Source organism: Candidatus Rhodobacter oscarellae, assembly GCF_001078595.1.
In the GTDB taxonomy this organism is placed as follows: Bacteria; Pseudomonadota; Alphaproteobacteria; order Rhodobacterales; family Rhodobacteraceae; genus Rhodobacter_B; species Rhodobacter_B oscarellae.
The window spans coordinates 2,013,721-2,030,212 of the sequence record NZ_LFTY01000002.1; the positions used below are offsets into that span (position 1 = coordinate 2,013,721).

Sequence of the window (16,492 nt, forward strand, 5' to 3'; positions counted from 1 at the left end):
ATCTCATCATGCGAGGAAGTGATGCACCTCGGCGGATTGCGATTCAAGGCTTTTGCGCATCTTGCCAAAGGCCGCGGCCTCTAGCTGGCGCACGCGCTCTTTTGACAGGCCGAGCTCTTGGCCCAGGCTCTCTAGCGTGCGCCCGGTGTCGCGCAGCTTGCGCTCTCGGACGATGAAGCGCTCGCGCTCGTTCAGATCGCCCATCGCCTCGGCCAGCCAGCCGCGCAGCGTTAGGTTGTCCTTGGCGCGCTCGACGGTCTCGTCATGGGGGTCGCTTTCGTCGGCGATCGTGTCGACCCATTCGCGCCCCTCGTCCTCGCTGGACTGGGTCGCGTTCAGCGAGAAATCCGAGCCGGACAGGCGGCCATGCATCATCTCGACATCGTGCAGGGGCACGCCAATATCGGTGGCGATCATCTGGTGCAGCTGGTGGCGGTCAAGCTCTGATCCGACCGCCGCGGCCTCGCGCTCGAGCCGAGCCTGCACCCGGCGCATGTTGAAAAACAAGGACTTCTGGCTGCTGGTGGACCCGGTGCGCACCAGCGACCAGTTGCGCATCACGTAGTCCTGAATCGACGCCTTGATCCACCACACAGCGTAGGTCGAAAAGCGCACGCCCCGGTCGGGGTCGAATTTCTCGGCCGCTTTCATCAGCCCCAGCGAGGCCTCTTGGATGAGGTCATTCATCGGCGCGCCGTAGCGCTTGAACTTCGCCGCCATCGAGATCGCCAGCCGCATATAGGCGGTCACCAGGCGGTGCAGCGCGGCCTCGTCGCGCTGGTCGCGCCAGGCATAGGCCAGTCGAAGCTCGGTCTCGGCATCCAAAAGCTCGGCACGCATCGCTTTGCGCGACAGGGTGCGGTTCTCGGTTGCGTCAAGCGGCATCAGCGCCTCCCCAGGCCAGATCGCGCGCCGCGCAAGATGCTTTACGACGCGCCGTTTCCCCTGTTACGGCTCACATCCGGGTTTGGATCACATCGGAGAACAATTTTGCGGCCGAAACGCATATTTGTGCTGGGCGGCGCCCGGTCGGGCAAGTCGCGCTTTGCCGAAGCGCTGCTGGGCGAAACCGGCAAGCCGCGCGTCTACATCGCCACGGCGCAGGCCTTTGACGGCGAGATGAAGCACCGCATCGCGCAACACAAAGCCGATCGCGGCGCGGATTGGCGCACGGTCGAGGCGCCGCTGGAGGTCGCATCGGCGCTCGGCGAGGTCTCTGCGCAGGAGGCCGTGCTGCTGGACTGCGCCACGCTGTGGCTTTCCAACCAGCTCTTGGCGGAGGCGGATCTTTCGGGGCAGAGCGATGCTCTGCTGGCCGCGCTTGAGGCCTGCGCGGGCGAGGTGGTCGTGGTGTCCAACGAGGTGGGGCAAGGGATCGTGCCGGAAAACGCGCTGGCCCGGCGGTTCCGGGACGCGCAGGGGCGCCTGAACCAGCGCCTGGCGGCCTGGGCAGATTGCGCCGTGCTGGTCGCGGCGGGGCTGCCCTTGGTGCTAAAAGGGTCCCTGGAATGACCACGTTCTGGTGGGTGCGCCACGGGCCCACGCATGAGAAGGCCTTTGTGGGCTGGCGCGACGTGCCCGCCGACCTGTCGGACCGCGCGCAGATCGCGCGGCTCTCGGCGCATCTGCCCCAGGACGCCTTGGTGATCTCCTCCGACCTGATCCGCTGCACCGCCACCGCCGACGCGATCCAAGGCGCCCGGGCGCGCCTGCCGGATGAGCCCGAACTGCGCGAGTTCAACTTCGGCGACTGGGACGGGATGCATTTCCGCGACGTCGCCGCGCGGTTCCCCAAGCTGTCGCGCGCCTATTGGGAGCAGCCCGGCGACGCCGCGCCGCCAAACGGCGAGAGCTGGAACCAGGCCGAGGCGCGCATTGCCCGGGCCGTGGCCCGGCTGGCCGCCGCGCATCCCGGGCGCCACATCATCGCGGTGGCCCATATGGGGGTGATCGTGTCGCAGATCCGCCGCGCCCTGGGCGTCACCGCCTACCAGGCGCTGGGCCACAAGATCGACAACCTCTCGGTCACACGGATTGCGGGAGGCGAGGCGGACCCGATCAATCATCTTCCGTGATGGACATCATCTAAAAACTTCACTTCTTATTTTGTAACGCGGCGGCTAGGCTGCTGGACATGACTGATATCCTTATCCTGGGCGACCGCCCCTATTCCAGCTGGTCGCTGCGCGCCTGGCTGCTCTTCGAAGTCTTTAATCTGCCACGAGAGACCAAATGGGTCGACCTCTCGGACAAAGAAGCCGGCTGGGGGGCGCTGGCCCCCTACCCCACCGCGCGCACCGTGCCGACGATGGTCTCGACCGAGGGCGCGGTGATCAGCGACAGCCTGGCCATCGCCGAGGAGCTGGCCTCCCGTAACCCAGAGGCCGGTCTTTTGCCCGCCGGGGCAAAGGCCCGCGCCACCGCGCGCACCCTGGCGGCCGAGATGCATTCGGGTTTCTTCGCGCTGCGCCGCGGCTGCGCGATGAACCTGCTGGTGGCCTATGCCGATTTCGCGCCCGCCGACGACGTGAACGCGGACCTTGCGCGCATCGACAGCATCTGGAGCCATGCCCTGGACGCGTTCGGCGGGCCCTGGCTTTGCGGCAGCTACTCGATTGCGGATGCGTTCTTCGCCCCCGTCGCGGCCCGAATCGCGGGTCACGGGCTAGAGATGTCGCCGGCGGCGGCTAGCTATGTGAACCGGCACCTTGCGGATCCGGCGTTTCGCCGCTGGCGCGCCATGGCCCTGGCCAGCGAAAGCAACTCGCAACGCTACGCCAAGGACAACGCGCAAAAGCCCTGGCCAGGCCCGACGCCGCGGGCCGCCGAGATTGCCCAGGGCCCGTCCGTCAACAGCGCCTGCCCCTATTCCGGTGACCCCGTCACGGATTTCATGGCGCTTGACGGCAAGGTGTACGGCTTTTGCAACCCGTTCTGCCGGGACAAGACCCTGGCCGACCCAGAGGCCTGGCCGAGTTTCATGGCGCTTCTGGACTAGGGTCGCGCGCAGGCGCCAAAGCCCGCAATGGGCCTGGCGCTCCCCATCGGACGCGCCAAATCTCTTGCAAGAGATTTGCACTTTCCTTCCAAGGAAAGTGGCCCCGCGCGCCGGGAATAGGTTGTAATAGAAGAAGCATTTCGGGGGGCGCTGAAGAAACTCTTGCAAGAGTTTCGCAATTTTCTTGCAAGAAAATTGTGTCGCACCAAGCACCCCCGGAGGCCAGAAGCGACCTATTCATTCGCCATAGCTCTCCCCTAACCCGCCTTCTGCAATGCCTCCCTTGCCTCGACCAACCGAAAGCTCACGGCCTCGGCGACATGCGGCTGGTGCACGCCGTCGCTCCCATCCAGATCCGCGATGGTGCGCGCGACGCGCAGCACCCTGTGATAGCCGCGCGCCGTAAGCCCGAACCGCTCCGCAACGCGGCTTAGAAGGGCCTTTCCCGCGGTGTCGGGCTGCGCGATCTGTTCCAGCAGCGCGCCCTCGGCATCGGCATTCACCCGCGCGTTCGGCATCTCGGCGAATCGCGCCTCTTGCAGCGCGCGCGCCTGGGCCACGCGCGCCGCCACATCCGCCGAGCTCTCGCCGGTCTCCGGCAGGTCCAGGTCGCTATAGGCCACGGGCGGCACCTCGATGCGCAGATCGAACCGGTCCATCAGCGGGCCGGAGATGCGGCCGAGGTAGTCCTCGCCGCATAGCGGCACACGCGCGCAGGCGCGCGCCGGGTCCGGAAGGAAGCCGCATTTGCACGGATTCGCCGCGGCGACCAGCATGAAGCGGCATGGGTAGCGCACATGGGCGTTGGCCCGCGCCACCACAACCTCGCCAGTCTCGATGGGTTGGCGTAGGGTCTCCAGCACCGGGCGCGGGAATTCGGGGAACTCGTCCATGAACAGCACGCCGTTATGCGCCAGGCTGACCTCGCCGGGCTTGGCGCCGCGCCCGCCGCCCACGATGGCGGCCATGGACGCGGTATGATGCGGATCGCAAAATGGGCGCGCGCGCGATATGCCGCCCTCGGACAGAAGCCCCGCCAAGGAGTGGATCATCGAGGTTTCCAGCGCCTCAGAGGGCGTCAAGGGCGGCATGATCCCGGGCAGCCGCGCGGCGAGCATGGACTTGCCCGATCCCGGCGTGCCGACCATCATGATGTGGTGCCGCCCGGCGGCGGCGATCTCTAGGGCGCGCTTGGCGCGTTCCTGGCCTTTGACGTCCCGCAGGTCGCGCCCCAGGGGGCCGGGCAGGACCTCGCCCGGCTGAGCCGGCTCCAGCACCCGCTGACCGGTGTAATGCTGGATCGCCGCGGCAAGGCTGGCGGGGGCGATCACGGTGGCCGCGCCGACCCACGCGGCCTCCGCCCCGCAGCCCTCGGGGCAAAGCAGAGTGCGCTCCTCGGTCGAGGCGACCATGGCGGCGGGCAAGGCTCCGATGACCGGCACCAGCGAGCCATCCAGCGACAGCTCGCCCAGGGCCACGGTATGCTCGACCTCCTCGAGCGGCAGGATCTCGATCGCCGCAAGCAGCGCCAGCGCGATCGGCAGATCGAAATGCGACCCCTCCTTGGGCAGATCCGCGGGCGAGAGGTTTACGGTGATGCGCTTGGACGGCAAGGCGATGGCCATCGCGCTGAGCGCCGAGCGGACCCGTTCGCGGGCCTCGCTGACGGCTTTGTCGGGCAGGCCCACGATGGAGAAGGCGGGCAGGCCTGGTGCGACGGCGCATTGCACCTCGACCAGGCGGGCGTCGACGCCCTGGAAGGCGACGGTGTAGGCTCGTGCGACCATGAACACTCCTTAAGATCGGTTAATGAATGCCCCCGTATGGTTTAGGAAAGGTAAACAAGTGTCTGCGGGTCGGCGCTGTCATAAAGAAAAAGCTGAGGTCGCTGGGATCTGTGGATACGCGCACGCAAAGAAACAGGCTGTTATTCGCTGGAGAGCAATAGATATGTCGTCCAGACGGGGCTTCGCCAGCAAGCCGGGTACCGAACACCAAGCACCGGGCAAACCAAAAAGACCGCCAGCCAGGAACCATTCTGCTCCGCATTCGGCCCCGCATCTCCAGTTACAACAGGCTTGTTTGTTACGACATCGCGGGGATGCTCGTGGCCCGTTAGCAATTTGTTAGCCCGACTCGGCGGATAATAAGGGAGGGAGGAGGGGGAATTACGTAGAAACAAACGCATACCCACCCGCCTCCCAGGCATTCTGAGCGGCGCCGGGTTGAGATTTCGTTAACGTGATCACATCACGTTACAGATCTCGGGATTTCGTGAACGTCTGGGCCGTGGGCCGATACGTTAATTGGCAAATATAGGTCGGCGGCGCCGCCTGGGGGTCGTCAATGCGCGGAGTGCCAATCCCGCGCGATCGAAGCGCTTCGAGCCCAGGTTCTACCGCAGCTCCGTTAGGGATCTCTTAACCTACCGTGCGCAGCGCTACGCGGCGAACCACTTGCGTACCCGCTCATGATCATAAGTCGTGATCTCCAGATGGTTCCCGTCCGGGTCTTGGAAGTAATAGGACCAGGCGGGCCCATGGTCATCGGCCTCGTCGCGTCGCAACGGTGCTCCGGATCGTCCAAGGATGTCGCCATCCGGCAGCCCGTCTCCGAACGCCGCAAAGACCGAGCCCGACACGCGGAACGCGGTGGTGTGATCCCCATCGCTGGGCGGCACGCCCTTAAAGAATGTGGCGCAGTACTGCCCGCGCGGGGTCGCCAAATAGACCGAGCGCGCCGGATCGCGGAGCGATGACGAGGGATGCACCACCAGCCCCAATACCCGGTTGTACCACCCCGCCGCGGCCTGCGGATCGGCGCCATAGAGATGCACATGGTCCAGCGCCGAGACCTGAATGCCTGCCATGATCACACCCCCGTGTTTGCCCCTTTCCCTTAGCAAGCCGCAGAAATACTGTCCGCGCAAGCAATGATGAGGCAGACCGACATGACCGACACTTACGAGCCGCCGAAAACCTGGACCTGGGACACAGAAAGCGGCGGCCGTTTCGCCAGCATCAACCGCCCCATCGCCGGGCCCACCCATGACAAGGAGCTGCCTGTCGGCAAGCATCCGCACCAGCTTTACTCGCTGGCCACGCCCAACGGGGTGAAGGTGACGGTGCTTTTCGAGGAGCTGCTGGCGCTCGGCATCGAGGAGGCCGAATATGACGCCTGGATGATCAAAATCGGTGACGGCGATCAGTTCGGCTCTGGCTTTGTGGATGTGAACCCCAACAGCAAAATCCCCGCGCTCATGGATGTCTCGACCGGCAAGCGCGTATTTGAAAGCGGCGCGATCCTGCTGTACCTGGCCGAAAAGTTCGACCGCTTCTTAGGCGGCGAGCGCGCCGAGATGCTGTCCTGGCTGTTCTGGCAGATGGGCTCGGCGCCCTATCTTGGCGGCGGGTTCGGGCATTTCTATGCCTACGCGCCCGAGAAATGGGAGTACCCGATCAACCGCTTCGCGATGGAGACTAAGCGCCAGCTGGACGTGTTGGAACGCAACCTGGCCGAGCGGCAGTTCATGACCGGCGATGATTACTCGATCGCGGATATGGCGATCTGGGCCTGGTACGGGCAGCTCACGCTGGGGCGGCTCTATTCGGCGGGCGAGTTTCTGGACGTTGCGCGTTACGCAAACGTGCAGCGCTGGGCCAAGGAGATCGACGCGCGCCCGGCGGTCCTGCGGGGGCGCATGGTGAATCGCGGCTTCGGCGAGCCCGCCTTGCAGCTGCGCGAGCGTCATGACGCGAGCGATTTTGAGACCCGGACGGAAGACAAGCTGAACCCAGAGGGCGCGGAGAGTTAGACCGGGAGAGTTAGACCGGGGCCATGCCATTGCGGGCTTGGGCCTGGAGCGGGCGTTTGGACGGGCCAAATCTCTTGCAAGAGATTTGCACTTTCCTTCTAAGGAAAGTGGCCCCGCGCGCCGGCATGAGGTTGCGATAGAGCGATCATTTTGGGGCGCGCTGAAGAAACTCTTGCAAGAGTTTCGCAATTTTCTTGAAAGAAAATTGGGGCGCGCCAATGCCCGCCACAGGCCAATCCCAACCTAACCTAACCGAATTTCTGGGCTCCCCTAGAGCCCCTCGAAGGCGCAGAGCGTCTGCACCTCCATCCCCATCTCGCGCAGCTTGGCGCCGCCGCCCAGATCGGGCAGGTCCACGACAAAGGCGCAGGCGGCGATCTTGGCGCCGAGCCGCTCCAAGAGCTTGATTCCCGCCTCCGCGGTGCCGCCCGTGGCCAAGAGGTCATCGACCAGCAGAACGGTCTCGCCGGGCTGCAGCGCGTCGTCATGGACCTCGACCACGGCCTCGCCATATTCCAGCGTATAGCTTTCCTGGATGGTCGCGCCGGGCAGCTTGCCCGCCTTGCGGATGGGCACGAACCCCGCGCCGAGCCCCTGGGCGATGGCACCGCCCAGGATAAAGCCGCGCGCCTCGATCCCGGCCACCTTGTCGATGCCGCGGCCCCGATAGGGCTCGGTCAGCTGTTCTATCGACAGCCGCAGCCCTTCGGGGTCGGCAAAAAGCGTGGTCACGTCCCGGAACAGGATCCCCTCATGCGGGAAGTCCGGGATTGTTCGAATGTAGGCCTCGATGGGATTTGGCGCGTGCATCTTGCTCTCGGTATGACGAAGATATTTCGGCTCCTTGTGGCCGATGCACGTTTTTATCGCAAGTCCGCGCGGCGTTGCGCCTAGCGCGCGTTGGCGGCGCGGTGCATGCGGTAGAGCCGATCCGCGACCCAGCGCAGATGCGGTTTGTTCCAATCCAAACGGTCGCGGATCAGAAGGTGACGGGCTGCCTGTAAGTTCATTTCTCTTTCCTTTCGTGGGTGCTTCGTTATCCTAACTTCGGGCATTGTGTATCTTATGTATATACATTAGATATGCGGAATTCAAGGTGGTTGGGGTGAAAACGTGGGCGAGAAGCCAGAAAAAAAGGCCAAGAAGAAGGACAGCCAGCTGATCCTTCGGCTGGACAAGCGCGAGCGGGACGCCTTCGTGGAGCTCTGCAAGGACCAGGACACAAGCGCGGCCCGCGAGATCCGCAAGTTCATCCGGGGCTACCTGAAGGAACATGACGCGGCTGAATAGCTCGCAAAACACCCGCATGCCGCGCATTTTTGTCGACGCGCACGCCCGTCGGCGCTAGGCTTGCCCCGGCGCGTGGCAATTTCCGCCGCGCAGCCAGTGGCATAGGGACGCCGCGCGGCGGGGAGCATTTGGAGCACCAACCAGTTAAGAAGATCTCCGCAGGCGTGGAGATGGGCGAATTTCCATACCCGCTCTCGGACGGGCCGGACGAGTCGCGCTATATGACTTGGCTGCGCAACCACTCAAACTACATGCTAGAGAACGGCGCCACGGACTACCTGCGCATCGTCGCGGTCCTGGTCCGCGGAATTTTCCTTAACTTCCTGATTCTGCTGCCATATTTCCTGCTGTTCGGTGCGGTCATGGCAATGCTGCACCTGTCGATGTCGATCCCCACGCGCGTCACCTTCGAGCTGGAGAGCCAGCGCCAAAGCGGTGGTGGTGGCGGCGGCACGCAGCTGGAGACGCTGACGATCACCGGCGTCTCGAATTTCGGCGAGACGCGCGCGACACAATACAGCTATGACCGCCGGCCAAGCCAGGCGCTTCAATCGCTGATGGCCATCGGCTTGGACGCCTGGGAGAGCGACGACTTCCCGGACCTGGAATTCACCGTCATTGAGGGCGGCGTCGAGCTCCGGCGCCGCGACGGCGAGACCGTGGTCATAACGCCAGAGCTGCTGGCCGAGGGCGACACGGTGCTGAACTTCCCGCGCCGCTTGCCTCTGCCTTTCTCGGGCTATCTGCTGCTGGCGGCGGCGGGCATCGTCATCTTCTACCCGATCTTCGTGCGCATGAGCCGGGTCCGGCGCTACCGAAGCGCGCGTCGCACCGGCCATTTCAGCTCGGTCAAGGGCCGGGACAGCTACGAGCAGTTCTTTGGCAAGCTCTTGCTCTTTATGATCGTGGCGGCGCTGGTCGAGGCCTTCCCGCTGCTGACATCGCTGTTTCACGCCTATCAGGAGGGCGAGGTCGCCCTTGCCGTGCCCACCATCGCCGCGATGGGCGCGGGCATTGTCGCCGCGAACCAGATCCTGCCCACGCTGGGCGGCTGGGCCAAGCAGATCGGCATCTTCCTGGTGGGGCTCTTAGGGCTAGCGATCCCCCTGCTGGTGGTGCTCTTTGTGGTCGAGTTCCTGGTCTATACCGACAAGACCGAGCTTGCGATCTCGGCCTGGGAGGACTGGATCTACTACGGCCTATTGGTGCCGCCGGCGTTGTTCACCTTCCTGCTGTCGGTGACATTCTTTATCGGCATCGGGTCGTTCCGGCTGCGCGGATATGTGCAGATCACGACCCTTCTGGTGCTGATGGGCGGCTTCCTGGCGGCGGTGATGTATGGCACGCCCTATGTGCGGCGCGAATGGGCGGATTACCTCTACGTCTACTTCGTGGTGGTCATCGCGCTGGAGATCATGATCTATTGCTGGCTGTCGGTGGATGTGAACCAGACCTCGATCAACGGGCTCTACCGGGACCGGCTGGCCAGCGCCTATCTGATCGGCGCCAACACCGACGAAGAGGTCGACATCGAGCAGGACATCAACCTGCAAGAGATCTGCAACTACGACGCCGGCGCGACCGCGCCCTACCACATCGTCAACGTGGCGCTGAACCTGCAGAACACCAAGGATATCGGGGTGCGCGACCGCAACTCGGACTTCTTCATCTTCTCCAAGCGCTTCGTGGGCAGCGACCGGACGGGCTATTGCCGGTCCGAGAACATGGAGGCGGTGTTCCCGCAGATGGACCTGGGCACGGCGATGGCGATCTCGGCCGCCGCCGCGGCGCCCAATATGGGGCGCTCCACCAGCCCGCTGATGGTGGCCTTCCTGACGCTGCTGAACATCCGGCTGGGCTTTTGGGTGCCGCATCCCGACCGGCTGGAGCGCTACCTGCGCCGCCGCTACAACAACGAAAGCAAGGCCTATCTGAGCTTTGATAAGGCGGTGATCCGAATCGAGCTGGGCGAGATCCAAAAGCGCCGCGCCTCGGTCTATGGCTCCGCAGAGGTCCGCCCGCTAGACAAGCTGCCCACGGAACCGGGACAGGACCCCGAATGGGCGGCGGTGAACATCCAGCCCACGGTGGACCACAACCTGGTGGGGCTGGCCTTCTCGGGCGGCGGCATCCGCTCGGCCACAATCAACCTCGGCATCGTGCAGGAGCTGCACCGGCGCGGGGTGTTCGACCATGTGGACTATATGTCGTCGGTCTCGGGCGGCGGCTACCTGGCCTCTTCGATCACCACGCTGATGCGCCACAAGGTGGCGCCGCACGCGCCCTTTGACGGGCGCGTTAGCCTGCCCGAGAAGGGCAAAGCGCGGGTGATCCTGGCCAGCGCCAAGCCCGAGCGCGCCGTGGACCTGCGGTTCGCCGATGACGCGGAATTCTCCGAGGAGGTCGCCGAGGGCAACTGGCTGCGCGAGGGCGAGCCGTTCCTGAAACGGCTGGGGCCCGCGGGCAAGGACCGGCTGGTCTCGCTGATGGATAGTTTCCACTGGCGGGTGCGGCCAAGCGCGCTGGGACGCGAGATGCTGTCGCGGTTGGATGAGGACCACGACTGGGTGAACCTCTCGGATGGCGGGCATATCGAGAACCTGGCGACCATCGAGCTGCTGCGGCGGCGCTGCCGGATCATCTTTGTGGGCGACGGCGAGGCCGACCCCTCGATGCATTTCAACGGGCTGGCCACGCTGATCCGCTTCGCGCGCATCGACCTTGGCATCGACATCGACATCAACGTGGACCCGATCCGCCTGCGCCGCCGGATGAAGCAATCGCGCAGCCACTTCGCAGTGGGCCGGATCAAATACCCCAAGGACCCCGCCAACAACATCACCGAGCACGAGTTCGGTCATCTGGTTTACATGAAGTCCTCCTTCACCGGGGACGAGGACGAGGTGATCAAAGAGTACCGCGACCGCAACCCCGCCTTCCCGCATGAAAGCACCGCCGATCAGCTGTTTGACGAGGGCCAGTTCGAGGCCTACCGCGCCCTGGGCGAGCACATCGCCCGCAGCACCCTGCCGCGCGCGCATCTGACCGGGCGCGCCCTGTCCTTCCAGAACCTCGAGGACTGGCTGGAGCGCGCCCAAAGCCGCAGCGCGCAAGGGCGCAAACGCCCCGAAGCCGCGCCGCAAAAGACCACGTCGCAAGCGCCCAGCTAAGGCGGAACCCGGCTTTCCCGCGCCGCATCCCATTGCGCGGGCCCGCCCGGCCCGCACTTTCCCGCCGCGCCACCACCAATCGCATCGCTTTCCCCTTGCGCCCTTGCGCGCGCGTCCCTAGAAGGGCCTCTGATTTTGCGGACGGCCCCGCCACATCCGGCGCACGCGGCCCCAGCCAGAGGAAGTACCACATGCAGGTCACCGAGACCCTGAACGAAGGCCTAAAGCGCGGCTACCAGATCCAGCTCACCGCAGCCGAGCTGGAAGAGAAGGTCACCGAGAAGCTCGTCGAGGCGCAGCCCGATGTCGAGATGAAGGGCTTCCGCAAGGGCAAGGTCCCGCTGGCCCTGCTCAAGAAGCAGTTCGGCGACCGCGTTCTGGGCGAGGCCCTGCAGGAAACCATCGACGGCGCGATGTCCAAGCATTTCGAGGACAGCGGCGACAAGCCCGCCATGCAGCCCGAGGTCAAAATGACCAGCGAGGACTGGAAGCCCGGCGACGACGTGCAGGTCGACATGTCCTACGAGGCGCTGCCCGCGATCCCCGAGCTCGACATGAAGTCGCTGAAGGTGGAAAAGCTGGTCACCAAGGTCGCGGAAGACGCCGTGACCGAGGCGCTCGAAAACCTCGCTGAGAACGCGCAGAACTTTGAGCCGCGCAAGAAGGGCTCGAAGGCCAAGGACGGCGACCAGGTCGTGTTCGACTTCAAAGGCTCGGTCGATGGCGAGCTGTTTGATGGCGGCTCGGCAGAGGATTACCCGCTGGTGCTGGGCTCGAACTCGTTCATCCCCGGCTTTGAAGAGCAGCTTGTGGGCGCCAAGGCCGGCGAAGAGGTCAAGGTCAACGTGACCTTCCCCGACGATTACGGCGCGGAGAATCTCAAAGGCAAAGCGGCCGTGTTCGCCTGCACCGTCAAAGAGGTCAAAGAGCCCGCCAAGGCCGAGATCGACGACGAGCTGGCCAAGAAATTCGGCGCCGAAGATCTCGCCGCGCTGAAGGGCCAGATCGAAGAGCGCCTCTCGGCCGAATATGCCGGCGCCGCCCGCGCCGTGATGAAGCGCAAGCTTCTGGACACGCTGGACGAGGCCGTGAAGTTCGAGCTGCCGCCCAGCCTGGTCTCCGCCGAGGCGAGCCAGATCGCGCACCAGCTCTGGCATGACGAAAACCCCGAGGTTGAGGGCCACGACCACCCCGAGGTCGAGCCCACCGACGAGCATAACAGCCTCGCCGAGCGCCGCGTGCGCCTAGGCCTGCTGCTCGCCGAGATCGGCCAGAAGCACGAGATCGAGGTCACCGACGCCGAGATGACCCAGGCGGTGATGACCCAGGCGCGCCAATACCCAGGCCAAGAGCGCCAGTTCTTCGAGTTCGTGCAGCAGAACCCGCAGATGCGCCAGCAGCTTCAGGCCCCGATCTTCGAGGACAAGGTCGTCGACTTCATCGTCGAGCTGGCCGATGTGTCCGAGACCGAGATCAGCAAGGACGACCTGCAAAAGGCCGTCGAGGCGCTGGAAGAAGAAGACTAAACTTCTCCAGGGAGGAGGAGGGATTGGGCCGCCCCGCTTGGGTGGCCCTTTCTTTTTGCCGTCAGGGCTATCTTCGGAGCACATGGCGCGCTGGGCTGCGATTGCGTGTTAGGCCCGGAGCTGTCGTTGAAGATCTACGGCCCCGGACTTGATCCCGGGCCTCCCCTTGAACCGAGTGCAACGCGGGCAGCGGCCGACCTGGAGGACGCTTGCGCAACGTGGACACTTGGCACGCGGGCCCTGCTAACGCATTTTCTTCAGTGTTTTGCGACGTCGCAAAAGCGGCCTCCTGGGGGAGGTCGGCCGCTGCCCGAGGCAAGCTCGGGCGGTCGCACGGTTTGGATTCCGTGGCGTCTGGTGTCGGCAAGCGTGGTCAGGGCGATGCGCTTGAAGTCAAAGGACCGCTCCAGGCCAATACCCGCCATTATTCCTTTGTGTAGTCAGCCTGCGCCGGGCCCACATATTTCGAGAACAGCTCTGGGTCAGCGTCCGCCGCGCGCGCCACGCCCAGCAGGATCCCGCGCCGGGCGGAGCTTCCGCGCATCCCATCCAGCTTCTCCTTGGAGACCGTGACCTGCTGCGACTGCCGCCGACCCCAGGCGTTGAGATGCCCGTACATCCGCTCGATCTCGGCGGCGTGGTCGGCGCGGGCGCCGAGATCCTCGAACTCATCCGGGTCGCTTTGCAGATCGAACAGCATGGGCCGGATCCCGCCCTCGAAATGGATCAGCTTCCAGCGCCCGTCGAAGACCATGAAGATCCGCGCGTCCTCGTCGGACAGGCCCAGCACCCCGGCCAGGGGCGTGGCGGCGTAGTTATACTCGCTGATCACGGCATCGCGCCACGACGATGGCGCCGCGCCGTGCAGGAGCGGCGCCAAGGAGCGCCCCTCCAGCCAGTGGAACTCGGGCGCGCCCCCCGCGGCCTCCACAAAGGTCGGGGCCAGGTCGATCGCCTCCACCAGCGCCTCCGAGACCGTGCCGCGGGTCGCATCCGCCGCCTCGCGCGGATCATACACGATCATCGGCACCCGCACCGATTGCTCGTGCATGAACATCTTCTCGCCCATCCAGTGATCGCCCAGGTAATCGCCATGGTCCGAGGTCAGCACCACCATGGTGTGCTCAATCGCGCCGGTCTGCTCCAGCCGGTCCAGCACGCGGCCCAGCTGGTCGTCGCATTGCTTGATCAGCCCCATATAGGCCTGGATCACCTTGGCGCGGGCCTCGTCATCCTGAAAGCTCTTGCCGATGGGGCTGCGCGCGAAGCGGCTATAGACCGGGTGATCGTTGTCCAGCTCGCGGGCGTCGCGTGTGGGTGCGGGCACCTGGTTGGCCCCGAACATGTCGTGATAGGGCGCGGGCGCGATATAGGGCCAGTGCGGCTTGATGTAGCTCAGATGCGCGCACCAGGGCCCGGGCTGCTGGTCCATGAACTCCAGCGCGCGGTCGGTCAGCCAGGGCGTCTCGCTGTCCTCCTCGCGGATATTGGCCTGCAGGTCGGCGTTCTCCAGGATCCAGGCGGGGGCGATCTGGCCGTCCTTGATGCCGGAATTGGCGTAATGCGACCAGGGGTTCGGGCCGGGATAGCCCTTCTCCTTGAGCCACTCGTTGTAAGGCGAGACGCGCCCGTCATAGCTGCCATCCGGCCCCTCGGGCACCATGCCGTCGTCGCGCACCCAGGGGTCGAAGCCGCATTCGCTGGCGCGCACCCCGATGATGCTGTCGGGGTCGACGCCCAGGCGCTGCATCCCCTCCTCGTCGGCGCGCATATGCGTCTTGCCGATCAGGTAGCAGTCCATGCCAACGGCGCGCAGGTGGTCGCCCAGGGTCTTCTCGCCCACGCGCAGCGGGAAGCCGTTCCACTCGGCCCCGTGGCTCTGCGCGTAGCGCCCGGTGTAGTAGGACATGCGCGACGAGCCGCAGATCGTGGATTGCACATAGGCGCGGTCGAATCGCACGCCCATCGCCGCCACGCGATCAAAATTCGGCGTATGTAGATGCGGATGCCCGGCGCAGCTGAGGTAGTCCCAGCGCAGCTGATCATACATGACGAATAGGATGTTCTTGACCGCCCGCGCCATTGCGCCGCCTCCCCCGTTTTAGTCGCTAAACATTGGCCCGCGCGCGTGGAATCCTCAAGGGGACAATATGCACGGGCGTGCACCCGTTGTGATTCGCGGAAATCACCCGCAACTGCCTGCGAAATGCCCCGCTTGTGATCCATTTATTTGCCGGCAGGGTGCGCTTTTTGCAACATATTAGCTGCGGAAAAAGAAGCGCTTTTGCGCAATTCTGAACCCAAAGCGCTCACGAAAGCGCGCTAACTCGCTCCATTTGGAGGCAAATTGACCGGCTTTATGCTTGCAGCGCGGCCCGGCGGGTCAAGCGACCCTCGCACCGAACGGGACTTGCGGCGGTCCATTTGCGGGACGCCCATATGCGCCATCTCAAACGACTGAGATGCCGGTAATGGCATGTCGCTTTGGAACCTTCCACCCAGGCTAGATCCGGAACCATGCGCCAGAGTAACCGCGCCCGGAACGACGTCTCTTTTGGCGTCTCAATCAAGGCTTGGAGCGGCGAAGTGAGCATAATCCCAGGGCATGAAGCACCCGCCAGACCTTCGCCAAGAAATCCGCGCAAGCGCATGGCGGAGCCTCGGAAGGGAAGCAAGTTAATGTGACACAGATGTGACTAATTATTTGAAATCTTTGGCCGCATCCAGGATTTTCGCGCCCAAACAATCACCGCTTTGCATAATTTGCATACTAACGACTGATCCGGCGGAATTTGGCCCCGAACCGGACCGCGCATCGCCCCGCTTTGGCGGCGAAAGGGCGCGCCCAACTCCCGCTTTCGGGCAGAGGCCCGCAGGACAATCCGTTACAAATTCCTGGCGCCAAATCGCGCGGTTGCGGTTGGCCTTTGGGCTGCTTTAGCGCTCAAATTTGGGCGCGCATTCGAAGCGAAAACAGCCGAGACATGGCGACGTTTTTAGCGTCGTTTTCGGCGCGTTCTGGCCAGATGGAAATTGGCTATACGTTACACTTGTGAAGACAACCCGCTCGCGAAAGTAACGTTGCGATAGGATTTGACCTTAAGGTCAATCTAGACGTGCGAATCTTGCACCCAAGTCAAGTTTAAGCCGAATAATTTTCTAAAGATAAAAATTGAGCCAACGGTTCGCTTGTTCATATGCATCGGATGGGCAATACTCGTTACATGGCAAGTCCTCGGCAAAGTGATCTTAGCCCGACTATTCGCGCCACCTCCCGCTCGTTGCCGATTGCGTTATTGCGGGCGCGCGAAAGAGTTATGGGTCCGATACGTGCAATGCTCGCAGACGCGGGTATCACAGAGCAGCAGTGGCGTGTCCTTCGTGTACTCGAAGAACGCGGCCCCTGCGATGCAACCGAAATCGCGCATACAGCCTGTCTGCTGATGCCCAGCCTTACGCGCATACTTCAGGTCCTTGAGGCCAAAAAGCTATGCACGCGGCACACGCATCCCGCGGATCGGCGACGCGCCGTAATTGATATCTCGCGACAGGGGCGAAGTCTGATCTCTGCCCACGCGTCCGAGACAGAGCGCATTTTTGCGGATCTCGAAGCGGAATTCGGCACAGACAATCTGGAAAGATTGCTGAGTTTGTTGGATCATCTGGTGACCCCGGAGGAGGGGTAGCACACTAG

Annotated in this window: 13 protein-coding genes; 8 read left to right on the forward strand and 5 right to left on the reverse strand. The window is 64.0% G+C overall.

Annotated elements, in window-relative coordinates:
• Nucleotides 1-6 precede the first annotated feature (6 nt).
• Nucleotides 7-885 carry an RNA polymerase factor sigma-32 gene (locus AIOL_RS14490; protein WP_049643634.1) on the reverse strand — a complete coding sequence of 293 codons (879 nt, stop codon included), beginning with the start codon at nucleotides 883-885 and terminating at the stop codon, nucleotides 7-9.
• Between the two features lie 105 nt (nucleotides 886-990).
• On the opposite strand from AIOL_RS14490, the gene cobU reads away from it, so the two are divergent.
• Genes cobU through AIOL_RS14505 form a run of 3 tightly spaced genes read left to right on the forward strand, consistent with a single transcriptional unit; the run spans nucleotide 991 to nucleotide 2,998 of the window.
• The gene (gene cobU, locus AIOL_RS14495; RefSeq protein ID WP_049643635.1) at nucleotides 991-1,512 is read left to right on the forward strand and encodes a bifunctional adenosylcobinamide kinase/adenosylcobinamide-phosphate guanylyltransferase; all 522 of its coding nucleotides are present in this window, start codon (nucleotides 991-993) and stop codon (nucleotides 1,510-1,512) included.
• The gene (locus AIOL_RS14500; RefSeq protein WP_049643636.1) at nucleotides 1,509-2,075 is read left to right on the forward strand and encodes a histidine phosphatase family protein; all 567 of its coding nucleotides are present in this window, start codon (nucleotides 1,509-1,511) and stop codon (nucleotides 2,073-2,075) included. The genes cobU and AIOL_RS14500 overlap by 4 nt, the downstream gene beginning before the upstream one ends.
• Nucleotides 2,076-2,134: 59 nt before the next feature.
• The gene (locus AIOL_RS14505) at nucleotides 2,135-2,998 is read left to right on the forward strand and encodes a glutathione S-transferase (protein ID WP_049643637.1); all 864 of its coding nucleotides are present in this window, start codon (nucleotides 2,135-2,137) and stop codon (nucleotides 2,996-2,998) included.
• 257 nt (nucleotides 2,999-3,255) lie between these two features.
• Here the strand turns inward: AIOL_RS14505 and AIOL_RS14510 are convergent, their stop codons facing one another.
• Both AIOL_RS14510 and AIOL_RS14515 read right to left on the reverse strand, forming a co-directional pair.
• A complete protein-coding gene (locus AIOL_RS14510; protein ID WP_049643638.1) occupies nucleotides 3,256-4,785 on the reverse strand; it encodes a YifB family Mg chelatase-like AAA ATPase in 1,530 nt (509 codons plus the stop codon).
• A gap of 653 nt (nucleotides 4,786-5,438) precedes the next feature.
• Nucleotides 5,439-5,867, reverse strand: a complete 429-nt coding sequence (locus tag AIOL_RS14515) for a VOC family protein (protein WP_049643639.1) — start codon at nucleotides 5,865-5,867, stop codon at nucleotides 5,439-5,441.
• Between the two features lie 81 nt (nucleotides 5,868-5,948).
• On the opposite strand from AIOL_RS14515, the gene yghU reads away from it, so the two are divergent.
• On the forward strand, nucleotides 5,949-6,812 hold the full coding sequence (gene yghU, locus AIOL_RS14520; RefSeq protein ID WP_049643640.1) for a glutathione-dependent disulfide-bond oxidoreductase: 864 nt from the start codon (nucleotides 5,949-5,951) through the stop codon (nucleotides 6,810-6,812).
• Nucleotides 6,813-7,082: 270 nt separating this feature from the next.
• Here the strand turns inward: yghU and AIOL_RS14525 are convergent, their stop codons facing one another.
• Entirely contained in the window at nucleotides 7,083-7,622 is a 540-nt protein-coding gene (locus AIOL_RS14525; protein ID WP_049643641.1) for an adenine phosphoribosyltransferase, read from the reverse strand.
• Between the two features lie 303 nt (nucleotides 7,623-7,925).
• Here AIOL_RS14525 and AIOL_RS25735 point away from each other — a divergent pair, with 303 nt between their 5' ends.
• The 3 genes from AIOL_RS25735 (at nucleotide 7,926) to tig (ending at nucleotide 12,798) form a co-directional block, all read left to right on the forward strand.
• Entirely contained in the window at nucleotides 7,926-8,102 is a 177-nt protein-coding gene (locus AIOL_RS25735) for a hypothetical protein (RefSeq protein ID WP_200898757.1), read from the forward strand.
• 170 nt (nucleotides 8,103-8,272) lie between these two features.
• Nucleotides 8,273-11,272 carry a patatin-like phospholipase family protein gene (locus AIOL_RS25740; protein ID WP_200898758.1) on the forward strand — a complete coding sequence of 1,000 codons (3,000 nt, stop codon included), beginning with the start codon at nucleotides 8,273-8,275 and terminating at the stop codon, nucleotides 11,270-11,272.
• 191 nt (nucleotides 11,273-11,463) lie between these two features.
• Nucleotides 11,464-12,798 carry a trigger factor gene (gene tig / locus AIOL_RS14535; protein WP_049643643.1) on the forward strand — a complete coding sequence of 445 codons (1,335 nt, stop codon included), beginning with the start codon at nucleotides 11,464-11,466 and terminating at the stop codon, nucleotides 12,796-12,798.
• Between the two features lie 424 nt (nucleotides 12,799-13,222).
• Here tig and AIOL_RS14540 read toward each other — a convergent pair whose 3' ends face one another.
• Nucleotides 13,223-14,881 (reverse strand): sulfatase-like hydrolase/transferase, encoded by a 1,659-nt coding sequence (locus AIOL_RS14540; RefSeq protein ID WP_049643644.1) that lies wholly within the window; start codon nucleotides 14,879-14,881, stop codon nucleotides 13,223-13,225.
• Between the two features lie 1,141 nt (nucleotides 14,882-16,022).
• Here AIOL_RS14540 and hpaR point away from each other — a divergent pair.
• Nucleotides 16,023-16,484 carry a homoprotocatechuate degradation operon regulator HpaR gene (gene hpaR / locus AIOL_RS14545; RefSeq protein ID WP_049645468.1) on the forward strand — a complete coding sequence of 154 codons (462 nt, stop codon included), beginning with the start codon at nucleotides 16,023-16,025 and terminating at the stop codon, nucleotides 16,482-16,484.
• Nucleotides 16,485-16,492 lie beyond the last annotated feature (8 nt).

Bases quoted from the DNA above. Each gene is read 5' to 3' on its own strand.
- AIOL_RS25740 (WP_200898758.1), top strand. From the start codon at position 8,273: ATGGGCGAATTTCCATACCCGCTCTCGGACGGGCCGGACGAGTCGCGC.
- AIOL_RS14510 (WP_049643638.1), bottom strand. From the start codon at position 4,785: ATGGTCGCACGAGCCTACACCGTCGCCTTCCAGGGCGTCGACGCCCGC.
- AIOL_RS14525 (WP_049643641.1), bottom strand. From the start codon at position 7,622: ATGCACGCGCCAAATCCCATCGAGGCCTACATTCGAACAATCCCGGAC.
- AIOL_RS14540 (WP_049643644.1), bottom strand. From the start codon at position 14,881: ATGGCGCGGGCGGTCAAGAACATCCTATTCGTCATGTATGATCAGCTG.
- AIOL_RS14490 (WP_049643634.1), bottom strand. From the start codon at position 885: ATGCCGCTTGACGCAACCGAGAACCGCACCCTGTCGCGCAAAGCGATG.
- hpaR (WP_049645468.1), top strand. From the start codon at position 16,023: ATGGCAAGTCCTCGGCAAAGTGATCTTAGCCCGACTATTCGCGCCACC.
- AIOL_RS14515 (WP_049643639.1), bottom strand. From the start codon at position 5,867: ATGGCAGGCATTCAGGTCTCGGCGCTGGACCATGTGCATCTCTATGGC.
- AIOL_RS14505 (WP_049643637.1), top strand. From the start codon at position 2,135: ATGACTGATATCCTTATCCTGGGCGACCGCCCCTATTCCAGCTGGTCG.
- tig (WP_049643643.1), top strand. From the start codon at position 11,464: ATGCAGGTCACCGAGACCCTGAACGAAGGCCTAAAGCGCGGCTACCAG.
- yghU (WP_049643640.1), top strand. From the start codon at position 5,949: ATGACCGACACTTACGAGCCGCCGAAAACCTGGACCTGGGACACAGAA.
- AIOL_RS14500 (WP_049643636.1), top strand. From the start codon at position 1,509: ATGACCACGTTCTGGTGGGTGCGCCACGGGCCCACGCATGAGAAGGCC.